14 protein-coding genes and 1 tRNA gene are annotated in these 21927 nt (G+C 67.7%); 2 read left to right on the forward strand and 13 right to left on the reverse strand.

Features of this window, described 5'->3' with window-relative positions:
- Positions 1–291 precede the first annotated feature (291 nt).
- The 5 genes from K9D12_RS03440 to rplJ all read right to left on the reverse strand — a co-directional run bounded on the left by K9D12_RS03440 (position 292) and on the right by rplJ (position 13021).
- A complete protein-coding gene (locus K9D12_RS03440) occupies positions 292–4188 on the reverse strand; it encodes a DNA-directed RNA polymerase subunit beta' (protein ID WP_047310402.1) in 3897 nt (1298 codons plus the stop codon).
- Between the two features lie 150 nt (positions 4189–4338).
- Positions 4339–7824, reverse strand: a complete 3486-nt coding sequence (gene rpoB, locus K9D12_RS03445; RefSeq protein WP_187035904.1) for a DNA-directed RNA polymerase subunit beta — start codon at positions 7822–7824, stop codon at positions 4339–4341.
- A gap of 467 nt (positions 7825–8291) precedes the next feature.
- A complete protein-coding gene (locus K9D12_RS03450; protein WP_223059493.1) occupies positions 8292–11807 on the reverse strand; it encodes an ABC transporter ATP-binding protein in 3516 nt (1171 codons plus the stop codon).
- A gap of 134 nt (positions 11808–11941) precedes the next feature.
- Positions 11942–12328 (reverse strand): 50S ribosomal protein L7/L12, encoded by a 387-nt coding sequence (rplL, locus tag K9D12_RS03455; RefSeq protein WP_129664284.1) that lies wholly within the window; start codon positions 12326–12328, stop codon positions 11942–11944.
- A gap of 102 nt (positions 12329–12430) precedes the next feature.
- Entirely contained in the window at positions 12431–13021 is a 591-nt protein-coding gene (rplJ, locus tag K9D12_RS03460; RefSeq protein ID WP_047310406.1) for a 50S ribosomal protein L10, read from the reverse strand.
- Positions 13022–13423: 402 nt separating this feature from the next.
- Here rplJ and K9D12_RS03465 point away from each other — a divergent pair, with 402 nt between their 5' ends.
- Positions 13424–15814, forward strand: a complete 2391-nt coding sequence (locus tag K9D12_RS03465; protein WP_223059494.1) for a lamin tail domain-containing protein — start codon at positions 13424–13426, stop codon at positions 15812–15814.
- A gap of 70 nt (positions 15815–15884) precedes the next feature.
- Here K9D12_RS03465 and rplA read toward each other — a convergent pair whose 3' ends face one another.
- The 5 genes from rplA to K9D12_RS03490 all read right to left on the reverse strand — a co-directional run bounded on the left by rplA (position 15885) and on the right by K9D12_RS03490 (position 18717).
- Positions 15885–16604, reverse strand: coding sequence for a 50S ribosomal protein L1 (gene rplA, locus K9D12_RS03470; protein WP_187035911.1), 720 nt, complete (start codon positions 16602–16604; stop codon positions 15885–15887).
- A gap of 285 nt (positions 16605–16889) precedes the next feature.
- Positions 16890–17318: a 50S ribosomal protein L11 gene (gene rplK, locus K9D12_RS03475; protein WP_047310409.1), complete on the reverse strand. Its 429-nt coding sequence runs from the start codon at positions 17316–17318 to the stop codon at positions 16890–16892.
- Between the two features lie 98 nt (positions 17319–17416).
- Entirely contained in the window at positions 17417–18244 is an 828-nt protein-coding gene (gene nusG, locus K9D12_RS03480) for a transcription termination/antitermination protein NusG (RefSeq protein WP_047310410.1), read from the reverse strand.
- A gap of 118 nt (positions 18245–18362) precedes the next feature.
- Positions 18363–18614 (reverse strand): preprotein translocase subunit SecE, encoded by a 252-nt coding sequence (gene secE, locus K9D12_RS03485; RefSeq protein ID WP_223059495.1) that lies wholly within the window; start codon positions 18612–18614, stop codon positions 18363–18365.
- Positions 18615–18644: 30 nt separating this feature from the next.
- Positions 18645–18717, reverse strand: a tRNA-Trp gene (locus K9D12_RS03490).
- Positions 18718–18873: 156 nt separating this feature from the next.
- Between K9D12_RS03490 and K9D12_RS03495 the strand changes: the two genes are divergently transcribed.
- A complete protein-coding gene (locus tag K9D12_RS03495; RefSeq protein ID WP_223059496.1) occupies positions 18874–19938 on the forward strand; it encodes an adenosine deaminase in 1065 nt (354 codons plus the stop codon).
- A 3-nt stretch (positions 19939–19941) separates the two neighbouring features.
- Here the strand turns inward: K9D12_RS03495 and K9D12_RS03500 are convergent, their stop codons facing one another.
- From K9D12_RS03500 to K9D12_RS03510, 3 genes are read right to left on the reverse strand one after another with little or no spacing between them, the layout of a single operon-like run.
- Positions 19942–21048 (reverse strand): UDP-N-acetylmuramate dehydrogenase, encoded by a 1107-nt coding sequence (locus K9D12_RS03500; RefSeq protein WP_223059497.1) that lies wholly within the window; start codon positions 21046–21048, stop codon positions 19942–19944.
- Between the two features lie 11 nt (positions 21049–21059).
- Positions 21060–21485, reverse strand: coding sequence for a MaoC/PaaZ C-terminal domain-containing protein (locus tag K9D12_RS03505; protein ID WP_223059498.1), 426 nt, complete (start codon positions 21483–21485; stop codon positions 21060–21062).
- On the reverse strand, positions 21482–21904 hold the full coding sequence (locus tag K9D12_RS03510; RefSeq protein WP_047310414.1) for a MaoC family dehydratase N-terminal domain-containing protein: 423 nt from the start codon (positions 21902–21904) through the stop codon (positions 21482–21484). Before K9D12_RS03510 ends, K9D12_RS03505 begins: the two co-directional genes overlap by 4 nt.
- Positions 21905–21927: the final 23 nt, after the last annotated feature.

Raw genomic sequence — 21927 nt, forward strand, 5'->3', positions numbered from 1 at the left:
ATGCCGCGCACCACGCTCTCGGGCGTGTCCGGCGCGACCCCTCCCCTGCACTTTCGCGCAGACGATCCGCCGGTCCGGCGGACCTTGCCTGACATACGACTGCCCGGCGAGGGTGTGGCAATGGGCAGACTTCCGCCCAAGCACCCTTCAAGAGTACCGAGTCGGGGTGCACGCGGCCAAATCCGGTCTGGACCGCAACCCGACACGCCGCACACGGGCGCTGCACACACGAGGGGTGCCCGTTCGCGCGCAGCGATCGGGCACCCCTTGTCGTGTGCGTCGGTCAGGACATCAGCTGTCGAAGCCGAGCGAAGCGTCGTCCAGACGGACGGCCTCACCCGAACCCGGGCCGAAGACCGGGTAGTCGTACGGCTGGTAGTCCGGCAGCGCGTACATCGCGGCCTTCGCCTCTTCCGTCGGCTCGACCTTGACGTTGCGGTAGCGCGTCAGGCCGGTACCGGCCGGGATGAGCTTACCGAGGATGACGTTCTCCTTGAGGCCCAGCAGCGGGTCACTCTTGGCGTTCATCGCGGCCTCGGTGAGGACGCGCGTCGTCTCCTGGAACGAAGCAGCCGACAGCCAGGACTCGGTGGCCAGCGACGCCTTCGTGATACCCATGAGCTCGCTACGACCCGACGCCGGACGTCCGCCCTCGGCGAGAGCCTGACGCGAAGAGTCCTCGAAGCGCGCGCGCTCCGCCAGCTCACCCGGGAGCAGGTCGGTGTCGCCAGCCTCGATGATCGTCACGCGACGCAGCATCTGGCGCACGATGACCTCGATGTGCTTGTCGTGGATCGACACACCCTGCTGGCGGTACACACCCTGGACCTCGTCGACGAGGTGCTTCTGCACCTCACGCGGGCCGAGGATACGCAGCACCTGCTTCGGGTCGATCGCACCCTGCACGAGCAGCGTGCCGACCTCGACGCGGTCGCCGTCCGCGACGAGCAGGCGCGCACGCTTGCTCACCGGGTAGGCGTGCGGCTCGGAGCCGTCGTCCGGAACGAGGTGGATTCGACGGGCCTTGTCCGTCTCCTCGATCTCGATCTTTCCGGCGGCCTCGGCGATCGGGGCGACACCCTTCGGCGTACGAGCTTCGAAGAGCTCGACGACTCGGGGCAGACCCTGCGTGATGTCGTCACCGGCAGCACCACCGGTGTGGAAGGTACGCATCGTCAGCTGGGTACCGGGCTCACCGATCGACTGGGCCGCGATGATACCGACGGCCTCACCGATGTCGACGAGCTTGCCGGTGGCCAGCGAACGGCCGTAGCACTTCGCACACGTACCGACGCGGGACTCACAGGTGAGGACCGAGCGGACCTTGACCTCTTCGATGCCGGCCTCGATCAGCGCGTCCAGCGCGACGTCACCGAGGTCGTCACCGGCCTGCAGGTACGTCTTGCCGTCGATCTCGATGTCGGTCGCGACGTTACGTGCGTACACGCTCGACTCGACGTCCTCGTGCTCGACGAGCGCGCCGTCGGCGTTGCGCTGCGCGATCGGCAGGACGAGACCGCGCTTCGTGCCACAGTCCTCCTCGCGGATGATGACGTCCTGCGACACGTCGACGAGACGACGCGTGAGGTAACCCGAGTCAGCCGTACGCAGAGCGGTGTCGGCCAGACCCTTACGAGCACCGTGGGTCGAGATGAAGAACTCCAGCACCGACAGGCCCTCACGGAAGTTGGCCTTGATCGGACGCGGGATGATCTCGCCCTTCGGGTTGGCCATGAGGCCACGCATACCCGCGAGCTGACGCAGCTGGAACCAGTTACCTCGGGCACCCGAGTTCACCATGCGGTAAATCGGGTTGTCCTTCGGGAAGTTGTTCTCCATCTGCTTGGAGACCTCGTTGGCCGCCTGCGTCCAGATCTCGATGAGCTCCTGACGGCGCTCGTCGTCCGTGATGAGACCACGGTCGAACTGGAGCTGGACCTTCGCGGCCTTCGCGTCGTAGCCCTCGAGGATCTCGTTCTTGTTCGACGGCATGACGACGTCCGAGATGGCGACGGTCGTACCCGAGCGCGTGGCCCAGTGGAAACCGGTCTCCTTCAGAGCGTCGAGCGACGCTGCGACCTGGACCTTCGAGTAACGCTCCGCAAGGTCGTTGACGATGGCCGAGAGGACCTTCTTGTCGACGGGCTTGTTGATGTACTCGTAGTCCTCGGGCAGCGTGCCGTTGAAGATCGCGCGACCGAGCGTCGTACGGATACGCAGCTCGGAGACGAAGCCGTTCTCGTCGGCCTCGACGCCCTCGGGCAGCGAGGTGCCGGCCGTCGGAACGAAGTCGCGAAGGCGAACCGAGATCGGCGTGCCGATCTTGATCTCGCCGGCGTCGAAGGCCATGCGGGCTTCGGCGACGGTCGAGAACGAACGGATGTCCTCGTCCTTGATCTCGTCGGCGTCGAGCACCTCGGAGGTGAGGTGGAACAGGCCGATGATCATGTCCTGCGTCGGCATCGTCACGGGACGACCGTCGGCGGGCTTGAGGATGTTGTTGCTCGAGAGCATGAGGATGCGGGCCTCGGCCTGCGCCTCGGAGCTCAGCGGCACGTGGACGGCCATCTGGTCACCGTCGAAGTCGGCGTTGAAGGCCGAGCAGACGAGCGGGTGGATCTGGACGGCCTTGCCCTCGACGAGCTGGGGCTCGAACGCCTGGATGCCGAGACGGTGCAGCGTCGGTGCACGGTTGAGCAGCACGGGGTGCTCACGGATGACCTCTTCGAGGACGTCCCACACGACCGGGCGAGCACGCTCGACCATGCGCTTGGCCGACTTGATGTTCTGCGCGTGCTCGAGGTCGACCAGACGCTTCATGACGAACGGCTTGAACAGCTCGAGCGCCATCTGCTTGGGCAGACCACACTGGTGCAGCTTCAAAGTCGGGCCGACGACGATGACCGAACGGCCGGAGTAGTCGACGCGCTTACCGAGCAGGTTCTGACGGAAGCGACCCTGCTTGCCCTTGAGCATGTCGGAGAGCGACTTGAGCGGACGGTTGCCCGGACCGGTGACCGGACGACCACGGCGGCCGTTGTCGAACAGCGCGTCGACGGCCTCCTGAAGCATGCGCTTCTCGTTGTTGACGATGATCTCCGGCGCACCGAGGTCGAGCAGTCGCTTGAGTCGGTTGTTGCGGTTGATCACGCGGCGGTACAGGTCGTTGAGGTCGGACGTCGCGAAACGGCCACCGTCGAGCTGAACCATCGGGCGCAGGTCCGGCGGGATGACCGGAACGCAGTTGAGAACCATGCCGGCAGGCTTGTTCTCGGTCTGCTGGAAGGCCGTGACGACGCGCAGGCGCTTGAGCGCACGCGTCTTCTTCTGGCCCTTGCCCGTGGCGATGATCTCGCGCAGCAGTTCGGCCTCGGCGTCGAGGTCGAAGTTCTCGAGGCGCTTCTGCAGTGCAGCGGCGCCCATGCCGCCCTCGAAGTACAGACCGAAACGGTCGCGCATCTCGCGGTAGAGGACCTCGTCGCCCTCGAGGTCTTGGACCTTGAGGTTCTTGAAGCGGTCCCAGACCTGCTCGAGGCGCTCGATCTGCTGGTCCGCACGCTTGCGGATCTGCGTCATCTCGCGCTCGGCGGACTCGCGCACCTTGCGGCGGGCGTCAGCCTTGGCGCCCTCCTTCTCGAGTTCCGCGAGGTCGGCCTCGAGCTTGGACGAACGCGTGTTGATGTCGCCGTCGCGACGGTTCTCGAGTTCCTTCTTCTCGACCTCGATCTGGTTCTCGAGCGACGGCAGGTCGGCGTGACGCTGCTCCTCGTCGACCGAGGTGATCATGTAGGCCGCGAAGTAGATGACCTTCTCGAGGTCCTTCGGGGCGAGGTCGAGCAGGTAGCCCAGGCGGCTCGGGACACCCTTGAAGTACCAGATGTGCGTCACCGGAGCGGCGAGCTCGATGTGACCCATGCGCTCACGGCGAACCGCGGAACGGGTGACCTCGACGCCACAGCGCTCACAGATGATGCCCTTGAAGCGGACACGCTTGTACTTACCGCAGTAGCACTCCCAGTCGCGAGTCGGGCCGAAGATCTTCTCGCAGAAGAGGCCGTCCTTCTCGGGCTTGAGGGTGCGGTAGTTGATGGTTTCGGGCTTCTTGACCTCGCCGTGCGACCACGTGCGGATGTCGTCCGCGGTCGCGAGGCCGATACGAAGCTCATCGAAGAAGTTGACGTCCAGCACTGTGCTGATTCCTTCTCTCGCCTAAATCTGAAAAGTCTGATCGTTGCTGTTGTGGTTGTCCGCACGCCGATAGGCGCGGGACCTAACGTCTGCCGGGGACCGGGGCGCGCTCGTCACGCTCGGCACGAGCGCGCCCCGGTCTGGCCGTGATCAGACTTCCTCGACGCTGCTCGGCTCGCGGCGCGACAGGTCGATACCCAGCTCCTCGGCAGCGCGGAAGACTTCCTGCTCCGAGTCGCGAAGGTCGATCGCCGTGCCGTCGCTGCTGAGGACCTCAACGTTGAGGCAGAGCGACTGCATTTCCTTGATGAGAACCTTGAACGATTCCGGAATGCCGGGCTCGGGGATGTTCTCGCCCTTGACGATGGCCTCGTACACCTTGACGCGGCCGCTGACGTCGTCCGACTTGATGGTGAGCAGCTCCTGCAGCGCGTAGGCGGCGCCGTACGCCTCCAGGGCCCACACCTCCATCTCGCCGAATCGCTGACCACCGAACTGCGCCTTACCGCCGAGCGGCTGCTGGGTGATCATCGAGTACGGACCGGTCGAACGGGCGTGGATCTTCTCGTCCACCAGGTGGTGGAGCTTGAGGATGTACATGTAGCCCACCGACACCGGGTCCGGGAACGGCTCGCCGGAACGACCGTCGAACAGCTGCGCCTTGCCGGAGTTGTCGATGAGACGCACGCCGTCACGGGTCTTGTTCGTCGAGTCGAGCAGACCGCGGATCTCGGCCTCTCGCGCACCGTCGAACACCGGGGTGGCGATACGCGTGTTGGCGCCGGCCTGACGCGCGTCCTCGGGGATCTTGGCGGCCCACTCCGGCGTGCCCTCGATGTTCCAGCCACGCGACGCGGCCCAGCCCATGTGCAGCTCGAGGACCTGACCCGGGTTCATTCGGGACGGAACACCGAGCGGGTTGAGCACGACGTCGACCGGCGTGCCGTCCTCGAGGAACGGCATGTCCTCGACCGGCAGGATCTTCGAGATGACGCCCTTGTTGCCGTGACGGCCGGCGAGCTTGTCACCGTCGGTGATCTTGCGCTTGTTCGCGACGTACACACGCACGAGCTGGTTGACGCCCGGGGGAAGCTCGTCGCCCTCCTCGCGGTCGAAGACCTTGACGCCGATGACCGTGCCGGTCTCGCCGTGCGGGACCTTCATGGACGTGTCACGGACCTCGCGGGCCTTCTCACCGAAGATGGCGCGCAGGAGGCGCTCCTCCGGCGTCAGCTCGGTCTCACCCTTGGGCGTGACCTTGCCGACGAGCAGGTCGCCGTCGCGGACCTCGGCGCCGATGCGGATGATGCCGCGCTCGTCGAGGTCGGCGAGGACCTCCTCGGAGACGTTCGGGATGTCCCGCGTGATCTCCTCCGGGCCGAGCTTCGTGTCACGAGCGTCGATCTCGTGCTCCTCGATGTGGATCGAGGAGAGAGTGTCGTCCTGGACGAGACGCTGGCTGAGGATGATGGCGTCCTCGTAGTTGTAGCCCTCCCACGGCATGAACGCCACGAGCAGGTTCTTACCGAGCGACATCTCGCCACCGTCGGTCGCGGGACCATCGGCGATGACAGCGCCTTCCTCCAGACGCTCACCCTCGGTGACCACGACACGCTGGTTGTAGCAGGTGCCCTGGTTCGAACGCGTGAACTTCGCGATGCGGTAGGTGCTGTACGTGGCGTCGTCGTTGGCGACGGTCACGAGGTCGGCGGAGACCTCCTGCACGACACCGGCCTTCGTCGCACGCACGACGTCACCCGAGTCGAGTGCCGCGCGGTACTCGATGCCGGTACCCACGAGCGGGGCCTCCGAGCGCACGAGCGGCACGGCCTGACGCTGCATGTTGGCACCCATGAGGGCGCGGTTGGCGTCGTCGTGCTCGAGGAACGGGATGAGCGCGGTGGCGGCCGAGACCATCTGACGTGCGGACACGTCCATGAAGTCGACCTCGTCGCGCGCGACGTCGCTCGCCTCGCCGCCCTTGGTGCGGGCCATGACGCGATCCTCGACGAACTCGTTGTCCTGCGTCAGCGGGGCGTTGGCCTGCGCGATGACGTAGGTGTCCTCCTCGTCGGCGGACAGGTAGACGACCTCGTCGGAGACCTTGCCGTTCTCGACCTTGCGGTACGGGGTCTCGACAAATCCGAACGGGTTGATGCGACCGTACGACGCGAGCGAACCGATGAGGCCGATGTTCGGGCCTTCCGGCGTCTCGATCGGGCACATGCGGCCGTAGTGCGACGGGTGGACGTCACGGACCTCCATGCCGGCGCGGTCACGGGAGAGACCACCCGGGCCCAGCGCGGAGAGACGACGCTTGTGCGTCAGACCGGCGAGCGGGTTGTTCTGGTCCATGAACTGCGACAGCTGCGAGGTGCCGAAGAACTCCTTGATCGACGCCACGACCGGGCGGATGTTGATCAGGGTCTGCGGCGTGATGGCCTCGACGTCCTGCGTCGTCATGCGCTCACGAACCACGCGCTCCATACGGGAAAGACCCGTGCGGACCTGGTTCTGGATGAGCTCACCGACGTTGCGGAGGCGACGGTTGCCGAAGTGGTCGATGTCGTCGACCTCGACACGCACGTCGACGTCCTCGCCGTGACGCTTGCCCTTCATCGTGTCCTCGCCGGCGTGCAGCGCGACGATGTACTTGATGGTGGCCACGACGTCGTCGACCGACAGCGTCGAGTCCTCGAGGCCGCCGTCGACACCGAGCTTCTTGTTGACCTTGTAGCGGCCGACCTTCGCGAGGTCGTAACGCTTGCCGTTGAAGTACAGGTTGTCGAGCAGCTGCTGAGCGGCCTCACGCGTCGGCGGTTCGCCCGGACGCAGCTTGCGGTAGATCTCGAGCAGCGCGGCGTCCTGGTCGGCCGTGTGGTCCTTCTCCAGGGTGGCGCGCATCGACTCGTACTGGCCGAACTCCTCGAGGATCTGAGCCTCGGTCCAGCCGAGGGCCTTGAGCAGGACGGTGACGGACTGCTTGCGCTTGCGGTCGACGCGAACGCCGACCATGTCGCGCTTGTCGACCTCGAACTCGAGCCAGGCACCGCGGCTCGGGATGACCTTGGCCGTGTAGATCTCCTTGTCGGAGGTCTTGTCGATGCTGCGCTCGAAGTACACGCCGGGGCTGCGCACGAGCTGCGAGACGACGACACGCTCGGTGCCGTTGATGACGAAGGTGCCGCGGTCGGTCATGAGCGGGAAGTCGCCCATGAAGACCGTCTGGCTCTTGATCTCGCCGGTCTCGGCGTTCATGAACTCGGCGGTGACGAAGAGGGGAGCCGCGTACGTCATGTCGCGCTCCTTGCACTCGTCGATCGAGTACTTGACGTCCTCGAAGCGGTGGTCGCGGAAGCTCAGCGACATGGAGCCGGAGAAGTCTTCGATCGGGGAGATCTCCTCGAAGATCTCCTCGAGACCGGAGCGCTCGGGGACGTCGACACGGCCCTCGGCCTTGGCGGCGGCCACGCGGGCCTGCCACTTCTCGTTGCCGAGGAGCCAGTCGAAGCTCTCGGTCTGCAACGCGAGCAGATCCGGGATTTCGAGGGGCTCACGAATTTTGGCGAAGGTGAGACGGCCGGAGGCAGTCTTCGCCGAGGACAGAGTCTGGGTCGCGGTGCGCGAGGCAGCCAAGGAGTGTTCCTTCCACAGGCCTAACAGAGCGGCTAATACGTGCCCTCAGCCCCGGACGGAACCCGAACCCCAACGCACTCGAGCGCGAGGATCGAACCCACCCGTCGTGGTGACCGGGACGCGACGCGGCCGCAGCCGGTCGAACAGTCGATCTCGTCGTCGTGCTTCGTTGGTTTTCGAGGGTGCCCAGAGACAAGGCAGCGCAAAATAGCAGAATAGTCCCCCGGCCGGGGACATGCAAGTTCGACGTCGTCGAGCGTTCGCTTCGTGCGTCGCGCTCCACCTGAGTCGATATGGAACGAGCCTCTCCCCCGAGGCTCGTATTGAGTTACATGAGGATGGCTCAGCCGGGCTCGCCAGTCAAGCACCCACACCGCGCCGCGCCCGAGCGACCGGCAAAACCCCCGTGATGACACCCCATCCGGGTGATTCGCGGCAGGTCGCCGAGCGGGCGCCCGAGGCTCCGGCTAGCCCGCCAGAGCCCCGAACCGCCCACTCAGCCTGGACCACGGACCGACAGCGGCGACGCGCCCGTCCACGAGCACGACGACGCGGTCGGCCCGGGCCAGTGCGGCCCGCTTCGAACTCGCCCCGATGACGGTGGAGCCTCGCTCGCGCAGCGCGTTCCACAACTCCAGCTCGGTGGTGGCGTCGAGGGCGCTCGAGACGTCGTCGGCGACGATGAGTTCGGCGTTGGTGGCGAGTGCGCGCGCCAGGGCGAGACGTTGCACCTGCCCGCCCGACAGCCGCAGGCCGCGGTGACCGACCAGCGCATCGACACCCCCGGCCCGCTCGATGTCGGGCACGAGACGGGCATCGGCGACGGCCTCGTCGTACCGTCGCGGCAGACCGAGACGGATGTTGTCACCAAAGGTGCCCGACAGAACGCGGGGCGTCTGGGACACGTACGCCACCTGGCCCGGCCGCAGGAAGCTCTCCTCGTCCTCGACGACCTTCCCGTTCCACCGCAGTTCGCCGGTGTGGCGCACGAGCCCGGCGAGCGCGCCGAGCAGGCTCGACTTTCCTGCGCCCACCTGACCGAGGACGAGGACGAGTTCGCCCGCCTCCACGGTGAGCGAGACGTCCTCGACGCCCAGCGTGCCGTCGTCGTGCACGGCCGAGAGGTGCTCGAGGCGCAGGCTCTCGAGCGGTTCCCCCGGCTCCTCTTGGGGCGCCGGGGCCCGGCCCGCCGCGAGGTCGACGCCCTTCGGCAGCGACGTGATGTCACGACCACCCGCGTAGGCCACCGTGGCCTGCTGCCACGCCCGGGTGCCGGGAGCCTCCGTGACCACGGCGCTGGCCACCTGGCCGAACCACTCGAACCCCATCGCCGCGTTCGCGACGAGGAGGCCCGTCGCGAGGCTCCAGACGTCCCAGACGACGCCGGCCCAGGCGATGACGACACCGGCTTCGATCGCGACGAGCGGAACGCCCTGGAGCACGGCGGCGATGCGGTGCTCCCGCACGGCGGCGTCGACGCGGCCCGCGTCCACCTGGCGCAGGTGCTCGCGCGCCTCCCGCAGACGCCCCGCCAGCTTCACGGTGCGCGCCGACTCGACGACGGAGACCAGCGCCCGGCCGAAGCGGGCACGGCTCTTCGACGCCGCAGCGGCGGAACTTCCTGCGAGGGGACGGCCGAGGGCCGAAGCAGCGGAGGAGACGAGCATGATGGCGGCGAGCACGGCACCGGTGAGCGGTGTGCCGGACACGAGCGACGTCACCGCGACGATGGCCAGACCGTTGAGGAAGTCGACCCAGCGGTCGGCGTATTTCACGAAGCGGTCGGCGTCCATCGCTCGGGCCACGACCTCGCCGGGCGGGGTGGCCTCCAGCCGCGACGTTGCCGTCTGACCGAGCAGCACGTTGAGTCGCACTCGAAGGAGCACCTCGATCCACCACCGGGGGTAGCGCGAAACGGCCCACGCGAGGATGCCCGGCCCGAGCAGCACCGCGACGAGGGAGGCGACGAGCCAGGGGCGCCACTCAGCATCCGCGACGAGGGCCTCGACCGTCGTTCCCCACACCCAACCGGTGATGGCTCCCACCGAACCGACGAGGGAGAAGGCGAGGAAGCCCAGCCCCGGGATGGCGCCCCACAGGGGCTTGACCAGGAGCGCGTCACGGATACCCCGCCACAGCGGAGGGGCGGGGTCGACCTTGCGAGCGGCAGGCACGTCAGTGCGTCGACGGGCTCGCAGAACGGGTTGATCGTCCGGCGCCGACGGCGCGTCAGGCGTATCGGCCTCGGGTACCGAAGCGTCGGCTGCCTCCGCAGCCTCGAGGAGGCGGCTGAAGTGGCCCGTTGCCTGCGACAGCTCGTCGTGCGTGCCGAACTGCGCCACGCGGCCGCGCTCGAGCACCGCGACGAAGTCAGCGCGTTCGATGGTCGAGAGGCGGTGGGCGATGATGACCCCGGTGCGGTTCTTGAGCAGCCGCTCCGACGCCGCGACCACGCGCGCCTCCGTCACCGGATCCATCCGCGCCGTGGCCTCGTCGAGGATGACGACCTCGACGTCGCGTGCGAGCAGGCGGGCGAAGGCGACGAGTTGCGCCTCCCCCGCCGAGAGCGTGATGCCTCCCGGGCCGAGCAGGGTGTCGATGCCGTTCGGCAGTCCCTCGACCCAGTCGCTCAACCCGAGCTCGGCCATGATCGCCGTCACCCGGGCATTGTCCGCCTCGCCGAAGAGCGTGACGTTCTCGGCCAGCGTGCCTGCGAGGATGTCGGTCTTCTGGGTCACCGTCCCCACAGCGGCGCGCAGGGCGTCGACGTCGAGCTCGAGCACATCACGTCCGCCGACGAACACCTGGCTCGCAGGCGGCTCGACGGCCCTGGAGACGAGGCTCGCGAGCGTCGACTTGCCGGAACCCGTGCGCCCGACGAGCGCGAGCGTCGCACCGGCGGGAAGCCGCAGGTCGACGTTCTCGAGGACGACGTCGTCCCCCGTGTAGGAGAACGTGAGGTCGCGGAACTCGAGGCTGAGATCGCCGTCGGGGACCGGATCGCCCTCGACGCGCTCGGGCTCGACCGCCATGAGCTGACGCAGTCGGGTGATGGCGCCGAGGCCGGCCTGCAGGTCGGGAAGCTGCTCGGCGAGGCGCCCGACCCGCCCGACGAAGGTGCTCGTCACGAGCACGAGCGTCACAACCTGCGAGACCGCGAGGTCACCGCGCGAGGCGAGAACGACACTGACCGCCATCGCCACGGCGAGCAGGAGATGCAGCGTCAGCCCGGAGCGAAGGATGACGCCGACTTCGAGGCGCAGCACGTCCTGGAAACGACGGTGCACCACCGACGACAGGCGCACGATGTTGGCGAGGACGAAGCCCTGGCCGAGGTTGGTGCGGATGTCGTCACGCGCGGCCACGCCCTCTTCGAACGCAGCGGCGTGCTCTGTCCACTGGGCTTCCTCGATGACCTTCCGCTCGGCGATCTTGCCCAGCAGGGGCTTGATGAGCCAGAAGGCCCCCGCGGCGAAGAGCGGGAACATCACCCACGCGGGAGTCCAGGACACGCCCGCCACGACCCACATGGGCACGAGCGCGAAGACGGTGTTGAGCACCATCCACAGCTGCATGCGCACGAGGTTGTTCACCTCGTGGGTGTCGTCGTCGACGCGGTCGAGCACTTCTCCCACGGCCTGCTCCGACAGCGCCGCGAGGGGCTGGTGGAGCACGGCGTCGACGAGGTCCTGGCGCAGCGCGCCGGCAGCCCGGTCGACGACGGTGGCCCACACGTATCGACCCACCGTGTTGAGCACGGCGCTGCCGAGCAGGAGCACGGCCAGCCACGCGACGAGCCCGCCCTCGGGATGTTCCGCGAGCCGCCCTGCGAGGAGCGCCGCGATCGAGGGACCCACCGACGAGACGGCCAGCGCAACGAGCGCGATCACAGCGGCGGGGCCACGCAGGCGTCGCCAGTCGACAGGAGCCCGATGGGCTTCGGAAGCCGATCGGGTGGGGGCGGACGCTGACTGCTGACTCATGGCCCGGAACACATTAGAGGCAGCCGGTGACGACCGCACACGAATATTGCCCCGACACAAACGACCATCGGGGCGCACCCGCAGGTGCGACCCGATGGTCGGAGTTCACGATCCCAGGCGAGCCTGGGACGAGATCACTTGAGCTCGACGGTGGCGCCGGCGCCCTCGAGGGACTCCTTGGCCTTGTCCGCGGTCTCCTTGTTGACACCCTCGAGAACGGGCTTCGGAGCACCGTCAACGAGGTCCTTGGCCTCCTTCAGACCGAGGGACGTCAGGGCGCGGACCTCCTTGATGACCTGGATCTTCTTGTCACCGGCAGCGGCCAGGATGACGTCGAACTCGTCCTTCTCCTCGGCAGCGGCAGCGTCGCCACCGGCAGCCGGAGCGGCACCGGCAACTGCAACCGGGGCAGCAGCGGTGACGTTGAACGTGTCCTCGAAGAGCGTCACGAACTCGGAGAGCTCGATGAGCGTCATTTCCTTGAAAGCCTCAAGGAGCTCGTCGTTGGAGAGCTTCGCCATGATGGGCGTCCTTTCTGTTCTTGTCGGATCCCAGATGTTCTCTGGCGATCCGTGCCGTGAGTGGCGTTGTGTTGGGTGCGACCTGCTCGACGGGTGTCGAGATCAGGCCTCGTCGCCACCCTCGGCGACGTCTGCGGTGGCCTCTTCGGCAGCCGGAGCTGCGTCGGAAACCGGGCCCTCGGTCTCGACCTTCGCGCGCAGGGCCTCGATTGCACGAGCGCTCTGCGACAGCGGGGCCGCGAAGAGGTAAACCGCCTGGCTGAGCGAGGCCTGGAAGCCCCCGGCCAGCTTGGCGAGCAGGGTCTCGCGGGACTCGAGGTCCGCAAGCTTGTTGATCTCCTCGGCCGACATGGCCTTGCCGTCAAGGACGCCGCCCTTGATGACGAGGAGAGGGTTGGCCTTGGCGAAGTCACGCAGCTTCTTCGCCGTCTCCACCGGGTCACCGGTGACGAAGGCGATAGCGGACGGGCCCTGGAGCTGGCCGTCGAAGGCCGTGACTCCGGCCTCGGCAGCCGCACGAGCGGTCAGCGTGTTCTTCACCACGGAGTAAGTGGCGTGCTCACGAATGGAGTTACGCAGATCGGTGATCTGCGCCACGGTCAGGCCGCGGTACTCCGTCAGCACGGCAGCATCCGAGTTGCGGAAGTTGTCCGCGAGCTCGGCAATGGCTGCATCCTTTGCGGCAGTAGCCATGCGTGCCTCCTTCGGTGGTGAATGCCAGTCGTGAGGGCGCACATGAAAAAGAGCCTCAGGCGCAGGCGCGCTGAGGCTCGTATGTCACCGACGATCACACTCGAAGAGGCGATCACGATGGACGGCTTAGCTCACCTGCGCGGGCTGCTCACTTCCGTGAGGCCTTCGGTCGTGCGCCGCTTCGAGAAGCAACTCATGACAACCGGCGGTCATTGGTACGCAAGAGACTACCGGGCGCGGTGCCAGCGACCAAATCGAGGGCGCCGTCTTGCCCGGACGGCACGGACGTCGTCGACAGCACACCTGCTGTTCATCCACCGGACGCATCGGGCGCGCTCCGCGAACTCCTTTGGCAGCGTATGTTTTTCGGCGCACCCTGAAAACTCCTTGGAAGGCATCCCCATGGGTCAGCACCCTCCCCGCCGGTTCCTCGCCGGCACGGCCGCCCTCGTCGTGGTCGGCGCGCTCGGCACCGCGTTCAGCCCCGCGCAAGCCGCGTCCTCGACCGTCCTCGTCTCCGAGGTCTTTGGGGGCGGCGGCAACTCCGGCGCTCCGCTGCGCAGCGACTTCGTCGAGCTGTACAACGCCTCCGGCACGGCGATCGACCTCACCGGGTGGAGCGTGCAGTACTGGTCCGCCTCAGGCACGAGCGCGCAGACGACGCCCCTCACCGGCTCGGTCCCGGCGGGCCACCACTTCCTCGTCCAGGAGGCTGACGGAGCGAACACCTCGGCCGCGGCCCTTCCGAACGCCGACGTGACGGGCCGCATCCCCATGTCCTCCTCCGCCGGTCGCGTCGCCCTCGTCAACGCCGATGGCGCCACCGTCGACCTCGTCGGCTGGGGCAATGCGGCGGTCGCCGAAGGAGCCCCGGCTCCCGCGACGTCGAACACCACCTCCGTCGCACGCCGCAGCGAGTGCACAGACACCGACGACAACGCGAGTGACTTCGCCACCGGGGCGCCCTCTCCGGCGGGCGCTGCCGCCGGCGCGAGCTCGTGCTCTGCCGTGCAGCCGCCAGCCCCATCGGCCACGACCATTCAGGAGATCCAGGGATCGTCGCACCTCTCCCCGCTGCGCGATCAGCGCGTGAGCGGCGTTGCCGGTGTCATCACGGCGACCTCGCGCACCGGCTTCTGGATGCAGGCGCCCAGCGACGAGAACGACGCCACGAGCGATGCTGTCTTCGTCTACACCAGGTCGGCGCCGGCGCAGAGCGTCGGTGACGCCGTCGAGGTCGCCGGCGTGGTCACCGAGTTCCGCCCCGGCGGCGCATCCGGCAACGACAACCTCACGACGACCCAGATCTCGAGCCCGAAGGTCTCCGTCACCGGCCACGGCCAGGCGATTCCGGCCGTGTGGATCGGCAAGGACCGCATCGCACCGCAGCAGACGATCGAAGCGGGCGACCCCAAGAGCGTCGAGTACGACTCCGCCGTCTTCGACCCGGCCCGGCACTCCATCGACTTCAACGAGTCCCTCGAGGGCATGAAGGTGGCTCTCGACGATGCGCGCGCCGTCGGCCCCACGAACGCGCGCTACGGCGAGACACCCGTCGTGCCCGGCCAGAACGTCAGCGCCACCACCAGCCCGCGCGGCGGCGTCGTGTACGGCGGATACGACCGCCCCAACGCCATGCGCCTCGTTCTCGACGACTCGCTCATCCCGGCGAACTCCATCCCCGCAGCCAACGTCGGCGACACCTACACGGGCACGACCATGGGCATCATGGACTACGCCTTCGCCATGCCCCACGTCCTCGTCACGACGCCCGCCGGCCACATGACGTCCGGCCTCACCCGCGAGACGACGAGCGCACAGTCGAACAACCAGCTCGCCGTCGCCACGTTCAACGTCGAGAATCTCGCGCCCAGCGACCAGCAGGACAAGTACGACCGCCTCGCCGACCAGGTGACGACCAACCTCCGCTCGCCCGACGTCCTCGCGCTCGAGGAGATCCAGGACAACAACGGGGTGCAGAACGACGGCACCGTGGACTCCTCCACCACCGTGCGCAAGCTCGTCGACACGATCAAGGCCAGGGGCGGTCCCGCCTACGAGGCACGGTGGGTCAACCCCGAGGACGGCCAGGACGGCGGCGCGCCCGGCGGCAACATCCGTCAGGTCTTCCTCTTCCGCACCGACCGCGACATCGACTTCGTCGACGCCGGCAACCCGTCCGCGACGACGGCCACGCAGGTCATCGGGCGCGGCAAGAAGGCGGCGCTCACCGTCTCCCCCGGCCGCATCGACCCGACGAACCCCGCCTTCGCGGACTCCCGCAAACCACTCGTCGGCCAGTTCCGCTTCCGCGGCGAGAACGTCTTCGTCATCGCCAATCACTTCAACTCCAAGGGCGGCGACGACCCGCTGTTCGGTCGGTGGCAGCAACCCGTTCGCTCCTCCGAGACCCAGCGCCACGCCCAGGCGCAGGCGGTGCGAACCTTCACCGACCAGCTCCTCGCAGCCGACCCCGACGCACGAATCGTCGCCCTCGGCGACATCAACGACTTCGAGTTCAGCCGCACCACCGACATCCTCGTCGGCTCCGGAGCGAACGCGATGACGGACCTGCCGCGCACGCTCCCCGCGAACGAGCGCTACAGCTACGTCTACGAGGGCAACAGTCAGATCCTCGACCACATCCTCGTCTCGCCGCAGCTGACGCGCAGCCCCAAGGGCTGGAAGGGCGCGCCCTACAGCTACGACATCGTGCACACGAACAGCGAGTTCACCGACCAGGACTCCGACCACGACCCGCAGGTGGTGCGACTGCAGATCCGCCCCAACTGATCCGATCAGCACAACGCAAGAGGCCCCGCCGAGTTCGACTCGGTGGGGCCTCGTGCGTCAACGAGAAAGATCAGGCCTGGTCGGCCGGCTCCTCCATGAGGTTGCGCGTGCGCGACTGGTCCAGCAGGATGCCGGGGCCCATCGTGGTGGCCAGCGTGGCCTTCGTGATGTAGCGACCCTTCGACGCGGACGGCTTGAGGCGCAGGATCTCCTCCAGCGCAGCCGCGTAGTTCTCGACGAGGGCGCGCTCGTCGAACGAGGCCTTGCCGATGATGAAGTGAAGGTTCGCGTGCTTGTCGACGCGGAACTCGATCTTTCCGCCCTTGATGTCGGAGACGGCCTTGGCGACGTCCATCGTCACCGTGCCCGTCTTCGGGTTCGGCATGAGACCGCGGGGGCCGAGGACCTTACCGAGACGACCGACCTTGCCCATGAGGTCCGGCGTGGCGACGACGGCGTCGAAGTCCGTCCAGCCGCCCTGAACCTTGGCGATGAGGTCGTCCGAACCGACGAAGTCGGCGCCGGCGGCCTCAGCCGCAGCTGCCTTGTCGCCGTTCGCGAAGACGAGGACGCGGGCCGTCTTACCCGTGCCGTGCGGCAGGTTGACCGTGCCGCGCACCATCTGGTCGGCCTTGCGCGGGTCGACACCGAGACGCATCGCGACCTCGACGGTGGCGTCGAACTTCGTCTCGTTCGTCGACTTGGCGATACGAACCGCCTCGAGCGGGGAGTAGAGCTTGCCGGCCTCGATCTTCTCTTCGGCCGCGCGGTAAGCCTTGCTGCGCTTCATGAGTTCTCCTTGGAACAGGTGGAGGTCGTGGTTGTACGGACCAGCGCGGGCCCAACCACTTTCGAACCGTGAGGTTCACGACGGACGGAAAGGCTCCGAACGCCGCTGATGCCACAAGGGCAACCCTTCAAGGATAGCCGAAGGGCCCAGCCCACCGAAATCGGTGAGCCAAGCCCTTCGAGGACGACAGCGGTGGAGATCAGGCCATATTTTCTGGACTGAAAGCACACCGCCGGATCGTCACCTACGAAGCGAACGCGCGGCGTCCGTTCCGTCGGTGCACTTTCAGTCCGTCGTAATACCCATCGAGCGCGCGGTCCCGGCAATGATGCGCGAGGCCATGTCGATGTCGTTGGCGTTCAGGTCCTGCATCTTCATCTCGGCGATCTCGCGGATCTGGTCCTTGCTCAGGTGAGCGACCTTCGTCTTGTGGGGCTCGCCGGAGCCCTTCTGCACGCCCGCAGCCTTCTTGATGAGCTCAGCAGCCGGCGGCGTCTTCGTGATGAACGTGAAGGAGCGGTCTTCGTAGACCGTGATCTCGACCGGGATGACGTTGCCACGCTGGGATTCCGTCGCGGCGTTGTACGCCTTGACGAACTCCATGATGTTGACGCCGTGCTGACCCAGCGCCGGACCGACCGGCGGTGCCGGCGTAGCCGCGCCGGCCTGGATCTGCAGCTTGATGAAGCCGGAAACCTTCTTCTTCGGGGGCATGGTGCCACCTCTTTCGTGTTGTGGGCCGACGCCGTGGGCGATGACCCGGTTGCATCCTCGTCACCCGGACGGGCGACGAGAGGAACAGGTGGGGCTGATCAGATCTTGGCGACCTGGTTGAAGCCCAGTTCGACCGGCGTTTCGCGGCCGAAGATGGAGACGAGGACCTTGAGCTTCGCGGTGTCAGCGTTGATCTCGGAGATCGTCGCCGGCAGCGTCTCGAACGGGCCCTCCATGACGGTGACGGACTCGCCGACGGTGAAGTCGACAGCAACCGGGGCCGTGCCCGAGCCGCCCTTGGCGCCTCCCGTGGCAGCGGCGTCGGAAGCCTTCTCCGGCTCGTCGAACGTCGGGTTTAGCATCGTGACGACCTCGTCGATCGACAGCGGCGACGGCTGGTGGGCGTTGCCCACGAAGCCGGTGACGCCCGGCGTGTGACGCACGGCGCCCCACGACTCGTCGGTGAGGTCCATGCGCACGAGGACGTATCCGGGCATGCGAACGCGCGTGCCGGACTTCTTCTGACCGTTGCGGATCTCGGTGTACTCCTCGATCGGCACCTCGATCTGGAAGATGTAGTCCTCCATGTTGAGGCTCGTGATGCGCTGCTCGAGGTTCGTCTTCACGCGCTTCTCGTAGCCGGCGTAGGAGTGGATGACGTACCAGTCACCGAACTGCGACTTGAGGTCGGCGATGAAGGCCTCGCGCGGGTCGACGGCAGCCTCGTCGGCGCCGTCCTCGGAAGCGGACGCCTCGTCCTCGGTGCGCGCGGCGTTCTCCTCGTCGGCTTCGTCGGCCGTCGGCAGCTTGCCGATCTCGCCGAGCTCGGGCGTGAGATCGGCGTCCGGCGTCTGTGCGGCGTCGGCCGCGTACTCGGCCTCTTCTCGAGCGGCGGGCGAGAGCTGCTCGGGGTTCTGCTCGGTCATCGACCCTGCTTCCTTCACATGAGGGGAACTACATTCAAGTGGTGCGCCACACAAGCGCGCCGCCCGTGCCTCCCGCGAAGCGGGCGCCCAGGCGGCGACTCTCGTGATGTCTCGGGGATCAGCCGGAGCCGAAGACCCACGACACCGCACGCGTGAACATCCAGTCTAGACCGTTGACGTAGGCCATGATGACCGCGAGGAACACCAGGACGGCAATCGTGAAGCTGGTGAGTTCGTCACGCGTGGGGTAGACGACCTTGCGCATCTCGTCGATCACCTGTCGGACGAACAACAGGGTGCGGCCGAAGAAACCGCGGCGCTCACGCTCGCCTGCGACGGCCGTGCTCGTCGCTGCGTCGTTGTCTGCCACAGTGTCACCCTTCCGGATCAGTGCGCTGTGCAGGGCACGAGGGACTTGAACCCCCAACCCCCGGTTTTGGAGACCGGTGCTCTGCCAATTGAGCTAGTGCCCTTCGCGGGTTGCCCCGCGCGGTATCCCGAATGGGTGTCCGGTCTACCGGCGCACGAGTCTACGGGACGAACGGCGCTGGGTGGAAATCGGGGTGGCCCCACGGCCGCGAGGCTGCGCCACGCTCGGGAACGTACGTGCTCGGTGACAGGATGAGGGCGTGACCGGAACGACCAGGACCGCCCGCGACATCGACACCCTCCCGAAGGCCCACCTGCATCTGCACTTCACTGGCTCGATGGCGTTCGACACGCTGCTCGACCTCAGCGTCGCTCACCGAGTTCGCCTTCCGGAGAGCCTCACGGCCCACTGGCCGCCGACGCTCGCCTCGGCCATGGACGAACGCGGCTGGTTCCGGTTCCAGCGCCTCTACGACGCGGCCCGCGCCTGCGTGCGCTCGGAGGACGACATGCGACGCATCGTGGACGAGGCCGCGGCCACAGACGCCGCGGAGGGTTCGCGATGGCTGGAGATCCAGGTCGACCCCACCTCCTACGCCCCCTTCGTCGGCGGAATCACACCCGCGCTGGAGATCGTGCTCGACGAAGCGCAGAAGGCGTCCGAGCGCCACGACATCGGCGTCGGCGTCGTCGTGGCTGCCTCGCGCCTCAAGCACCCCTTCGACGCCCGCACACTCGCCCGGCTCGCCGCGAGGAACGCAGGCCCGGTTGTCGGCTTCGGGTTGAGTAACGACGAGCGCCGCGGTGACACCGAGAGCTTCGCGCCGGCCTTCCGCATCGCCCGGGACGCCGGGCTCGCCTCGCTCCCCCACGGCGGTGAGCTGCTCGGCCCCGACGCGGTCACGGAAACGCTCGATGCGCTGCGTCCCGACCGCCTCGGCCACGGGGTGCGTAGTGCGGATTCCGATGACGTCCTGCGCAGGGTCGTCGACGACGGTGTGGGCCTCGAGGTGTGTCCCGGCAGCAACGTCGCGCTCGGCGTCTACGAGGAAGCACGTGACGTGCCCCTGCGCCGCCTCTTCGACGCCGGCGCCAAGATGGCGCTCGGCGCGGACGATCCCCTGCTGTTCGGCTCGCGCCTGAGCGATCAGTACCGCACGGCGCGCGACGTCCACGGCTTCAGCGACGCCGAACTCGCGCAGCTGGCACGCGACAGCTTCGCCATCTCCCGAGCACCGCAGGACGTCGTGCAGCGCGCGAACGCCGACATCGATGCGTGGCTGCTCGCCCAGCCCGCCGGCTCGCCCCGGCCGAACGAGGCGTGACGCTCAGAGCGTGAGGCCGACCCAGACGGGCTCGGGCACGAGACGGACGCCGAAGGCCTCCTCCACACCGTCGACGACGACGCGGGCGAGCGCTGCGACATCGGCAGCAGTGGCCGTACCGCGGTTCGTCAGGGCGAGCGTGTGCTTCGTCGAGAGGGCCGCGGGGCCCGGCATGTTGTAGCCCTTGCCGAAGCCGCCCTTGTCGATGAGCCACGCGGCCGACGTCTTGAGCATGTCGTGGTGCGCCGCGCCCGCGGGGAACTGCGGAGGCACCGGGCCGTCGGCGCCGAGGCGCTCCTCGGCGCGCGCGACGATCGAGTCCATTTGCTCACGCGTGACGATGGGGTTGGTGAAGAACGAGCCGCACGACCACGTGTCGTGATCGCCTGCCTCGAGCACCATGCCGCGCTTCGCGCGCTGCGCGAGAACGCCTGCACGCGCGTCGGCGAGCGGCACGCGCTCGCCCTGCTCGACGCCCAGGCCGGCCGCGAGGTCGGCGTACGCGATGGGCTGGCTGCGGTCTGCCTTGCGCAGCTGGAACGAGACGTCGAGCACGACGTAGCGCCCGCTCTTGTCACCGTCGCGATACGGGGTGCTCTTGAAGATGCTGTGGCGGTAGGTGAACTCGCAGTCGGCGTTCGCGAAGGTCTTGATCTGCTGCGTCACCCGGTCGTAGGTGCGCACGCTGGAGATCGTCTGGGCGACCTCCTGGCCGTAGGCGCCGACGTTCTGCACCGGGGTGGCACCGACGAGACCGGGAATGCCGGAGAGCGCCTCGATGCCCGACCAGTCGCGCTCACCCGCCTCCCGCACGAAGTCGTCCCACACGACGCCGGCACCGACGCGGACGGTGACGCCACCGCAGTCTGAGTCGTGCTCGATCTCGAGGCCCTGGTTGGCGATCTTGACGACCGTTCCGGGGAAGCCCTCGTCGGCGATGAGCAGGTTGGAGCCGCCGGAGAGAACGAGCAGGGGCTCGCCCGCGTCGTCGGTCTCGCGCACGGCGTCGACGATCTCGTCGATGGTCTCGGCCACGACGAGGCGGCGTGCGGGGCCGCCGACGTGCATCGTCGTCAGCGATGCCAGGGGGATGTCGAACTGCTCCTGCACGAAGACCTCACTCAGATGTTGACGACCGCTCGGGCTCGGTTCAAGACCTTAGTGCCTGCCACCGACACGGCCGCATCGAGCGTCACTGTGCCAGCGGACTCGTCCGTTGCGGCGACCGTGAGAACGAGCGCCACCTCGACGCCGTCGTCACCGGCCGGCACGACGACCGGGGCGGCGAAGCGCGTCGTGAAGGATGCGACCTCACGCCCCGCCGCTACCGTCTCGACGGCGGAAGCCACGAGGCCCATGGTGAGCATGCCGTGCGCGATGACGTCGGGCAGACCGACGGAGCGGGCAAACTCCTCGTCCTGGTGGATGGGGTTCTGATCGCCACTCGCGTTGGCATAGGCCACGAGGTCGGCTCGCAGCAGACGGTGGGTCGTCGACCAGACCTCGTCACCGACCTCGGCGTCGGCGGGGGATGTCACGGTGCTCATGCCTGCTCCCCTCGAATGACGACGACACTCGTCGTCGTGACGCGGGGCTCGCCCGCAGTGGTCTCGACGCCCGTCTCGAGCGTCACCATGTCGTGCCCGCCGGCCGAGCGCACCCGGCGCACCGTGGTGGTGGCGGCGAGTTCGTCGCCCGCGACGATCGGTGCGTGGTAGGTGAAGCCCTCCTCGCCGTGGACGAGCCGCGAGAAGTCGACGTTCGCCTCCGGATCGACCATGAACTCGGCCTCGGCGCGCTGCGCGATCGTGACGGCGAACGTCAGGGGCGCAGCCTGTGACGTAGCGCCCGAGCTGGCGCCGGGCGAGCGAACGGCCGCAGCAAAGGCGTCGAGCTCGTCCTGCGTCACGACGTGCGGCTCCGGAATGGAATAGGTGCGGCCCTCGACGGCCGGATTCACTGCCATGGCTCGACCGTAAGCGCCCCGCA

Source organism: Dermacoccus sp. Tok2021, from assembly GCF_019895135.1.
Lineage (GTDB): Bacteria > Actinomycetota > Actinomycetes > Actinomycetales > Dermatophilaceae > Dermacoccus > Dermacoccus abyssi.

What these genes read in the sequence shown, in the direction of transcription:
- rplL (WP_129664284.1), bottom strand. Translation starts at nt 12,328, where the DNA reads ATGGCGAAGCTCTCCAACGACGAGCTCCTTGAGGCTTTCAAGGAAATG.
- nusG (WP_047310410.1), bottom strand. Translation starts at nt 18,244, where the DNA reads ATGACCGAGCAGAACCCCGAGCAGCTCTCGCCCGCCGCTCGAGAAGAG.
- rplJ (WP_047310406.1), bottom strand. Translation starts at nt 13,021, where the DNA reads ATGGCTACTGCCGCAAAGGATGCAGCCATTGCCGAGCTCGCGGACAAC.
- rplA (WP_187035911.1), bottom strand. Translation starts at nt 16,604, where the DNA reads ATGAAGCGCAGCAAGGCTTACCGCGCGGCCGAAGAGAAGATCGAGGCC.
- K9D12_RS03465 (WP_223059494.1), top strand. Translation starts at nt 13,424, where the DNA reads ATGGGTCAGCACCCTCCCCGCCGGTTCCTCGCCGGCACGGCCGCCCTC.
- K9D12_RS03450 (WP_223059493.1), bottom strand. Translation starts at nt 11,807, where the DNA reads ATGAGTCAGCAGTCAGCGTCCGCCCCCACCCGATCGGCTTCCGAAGCC.
- K9D12_RS03505 (WP_223059498.1), bottom strand. Translation starts at nt 21,485, where the DNA reads ATGAGCACCGTGACATCCCCCGCCGACGCCGAGGTCGGTGACGAGGTC.
- K9D12_RS03510 (WP_047310414.1), bottom strand. Translation starts at nt 21,904, where the DNA reads ATGGCAGTGAATCCGGCCGTCGAGGGCCGCACCTATTCCATTCCGGAG.
- rplK (WP_047310409.1), bottom strand. Translation starts at nt 17,318, where the DNA reads ATGCCCCCGAAGAAGAAGGTTTCCGGCTTCATCAAGCTGCAGATCCAG.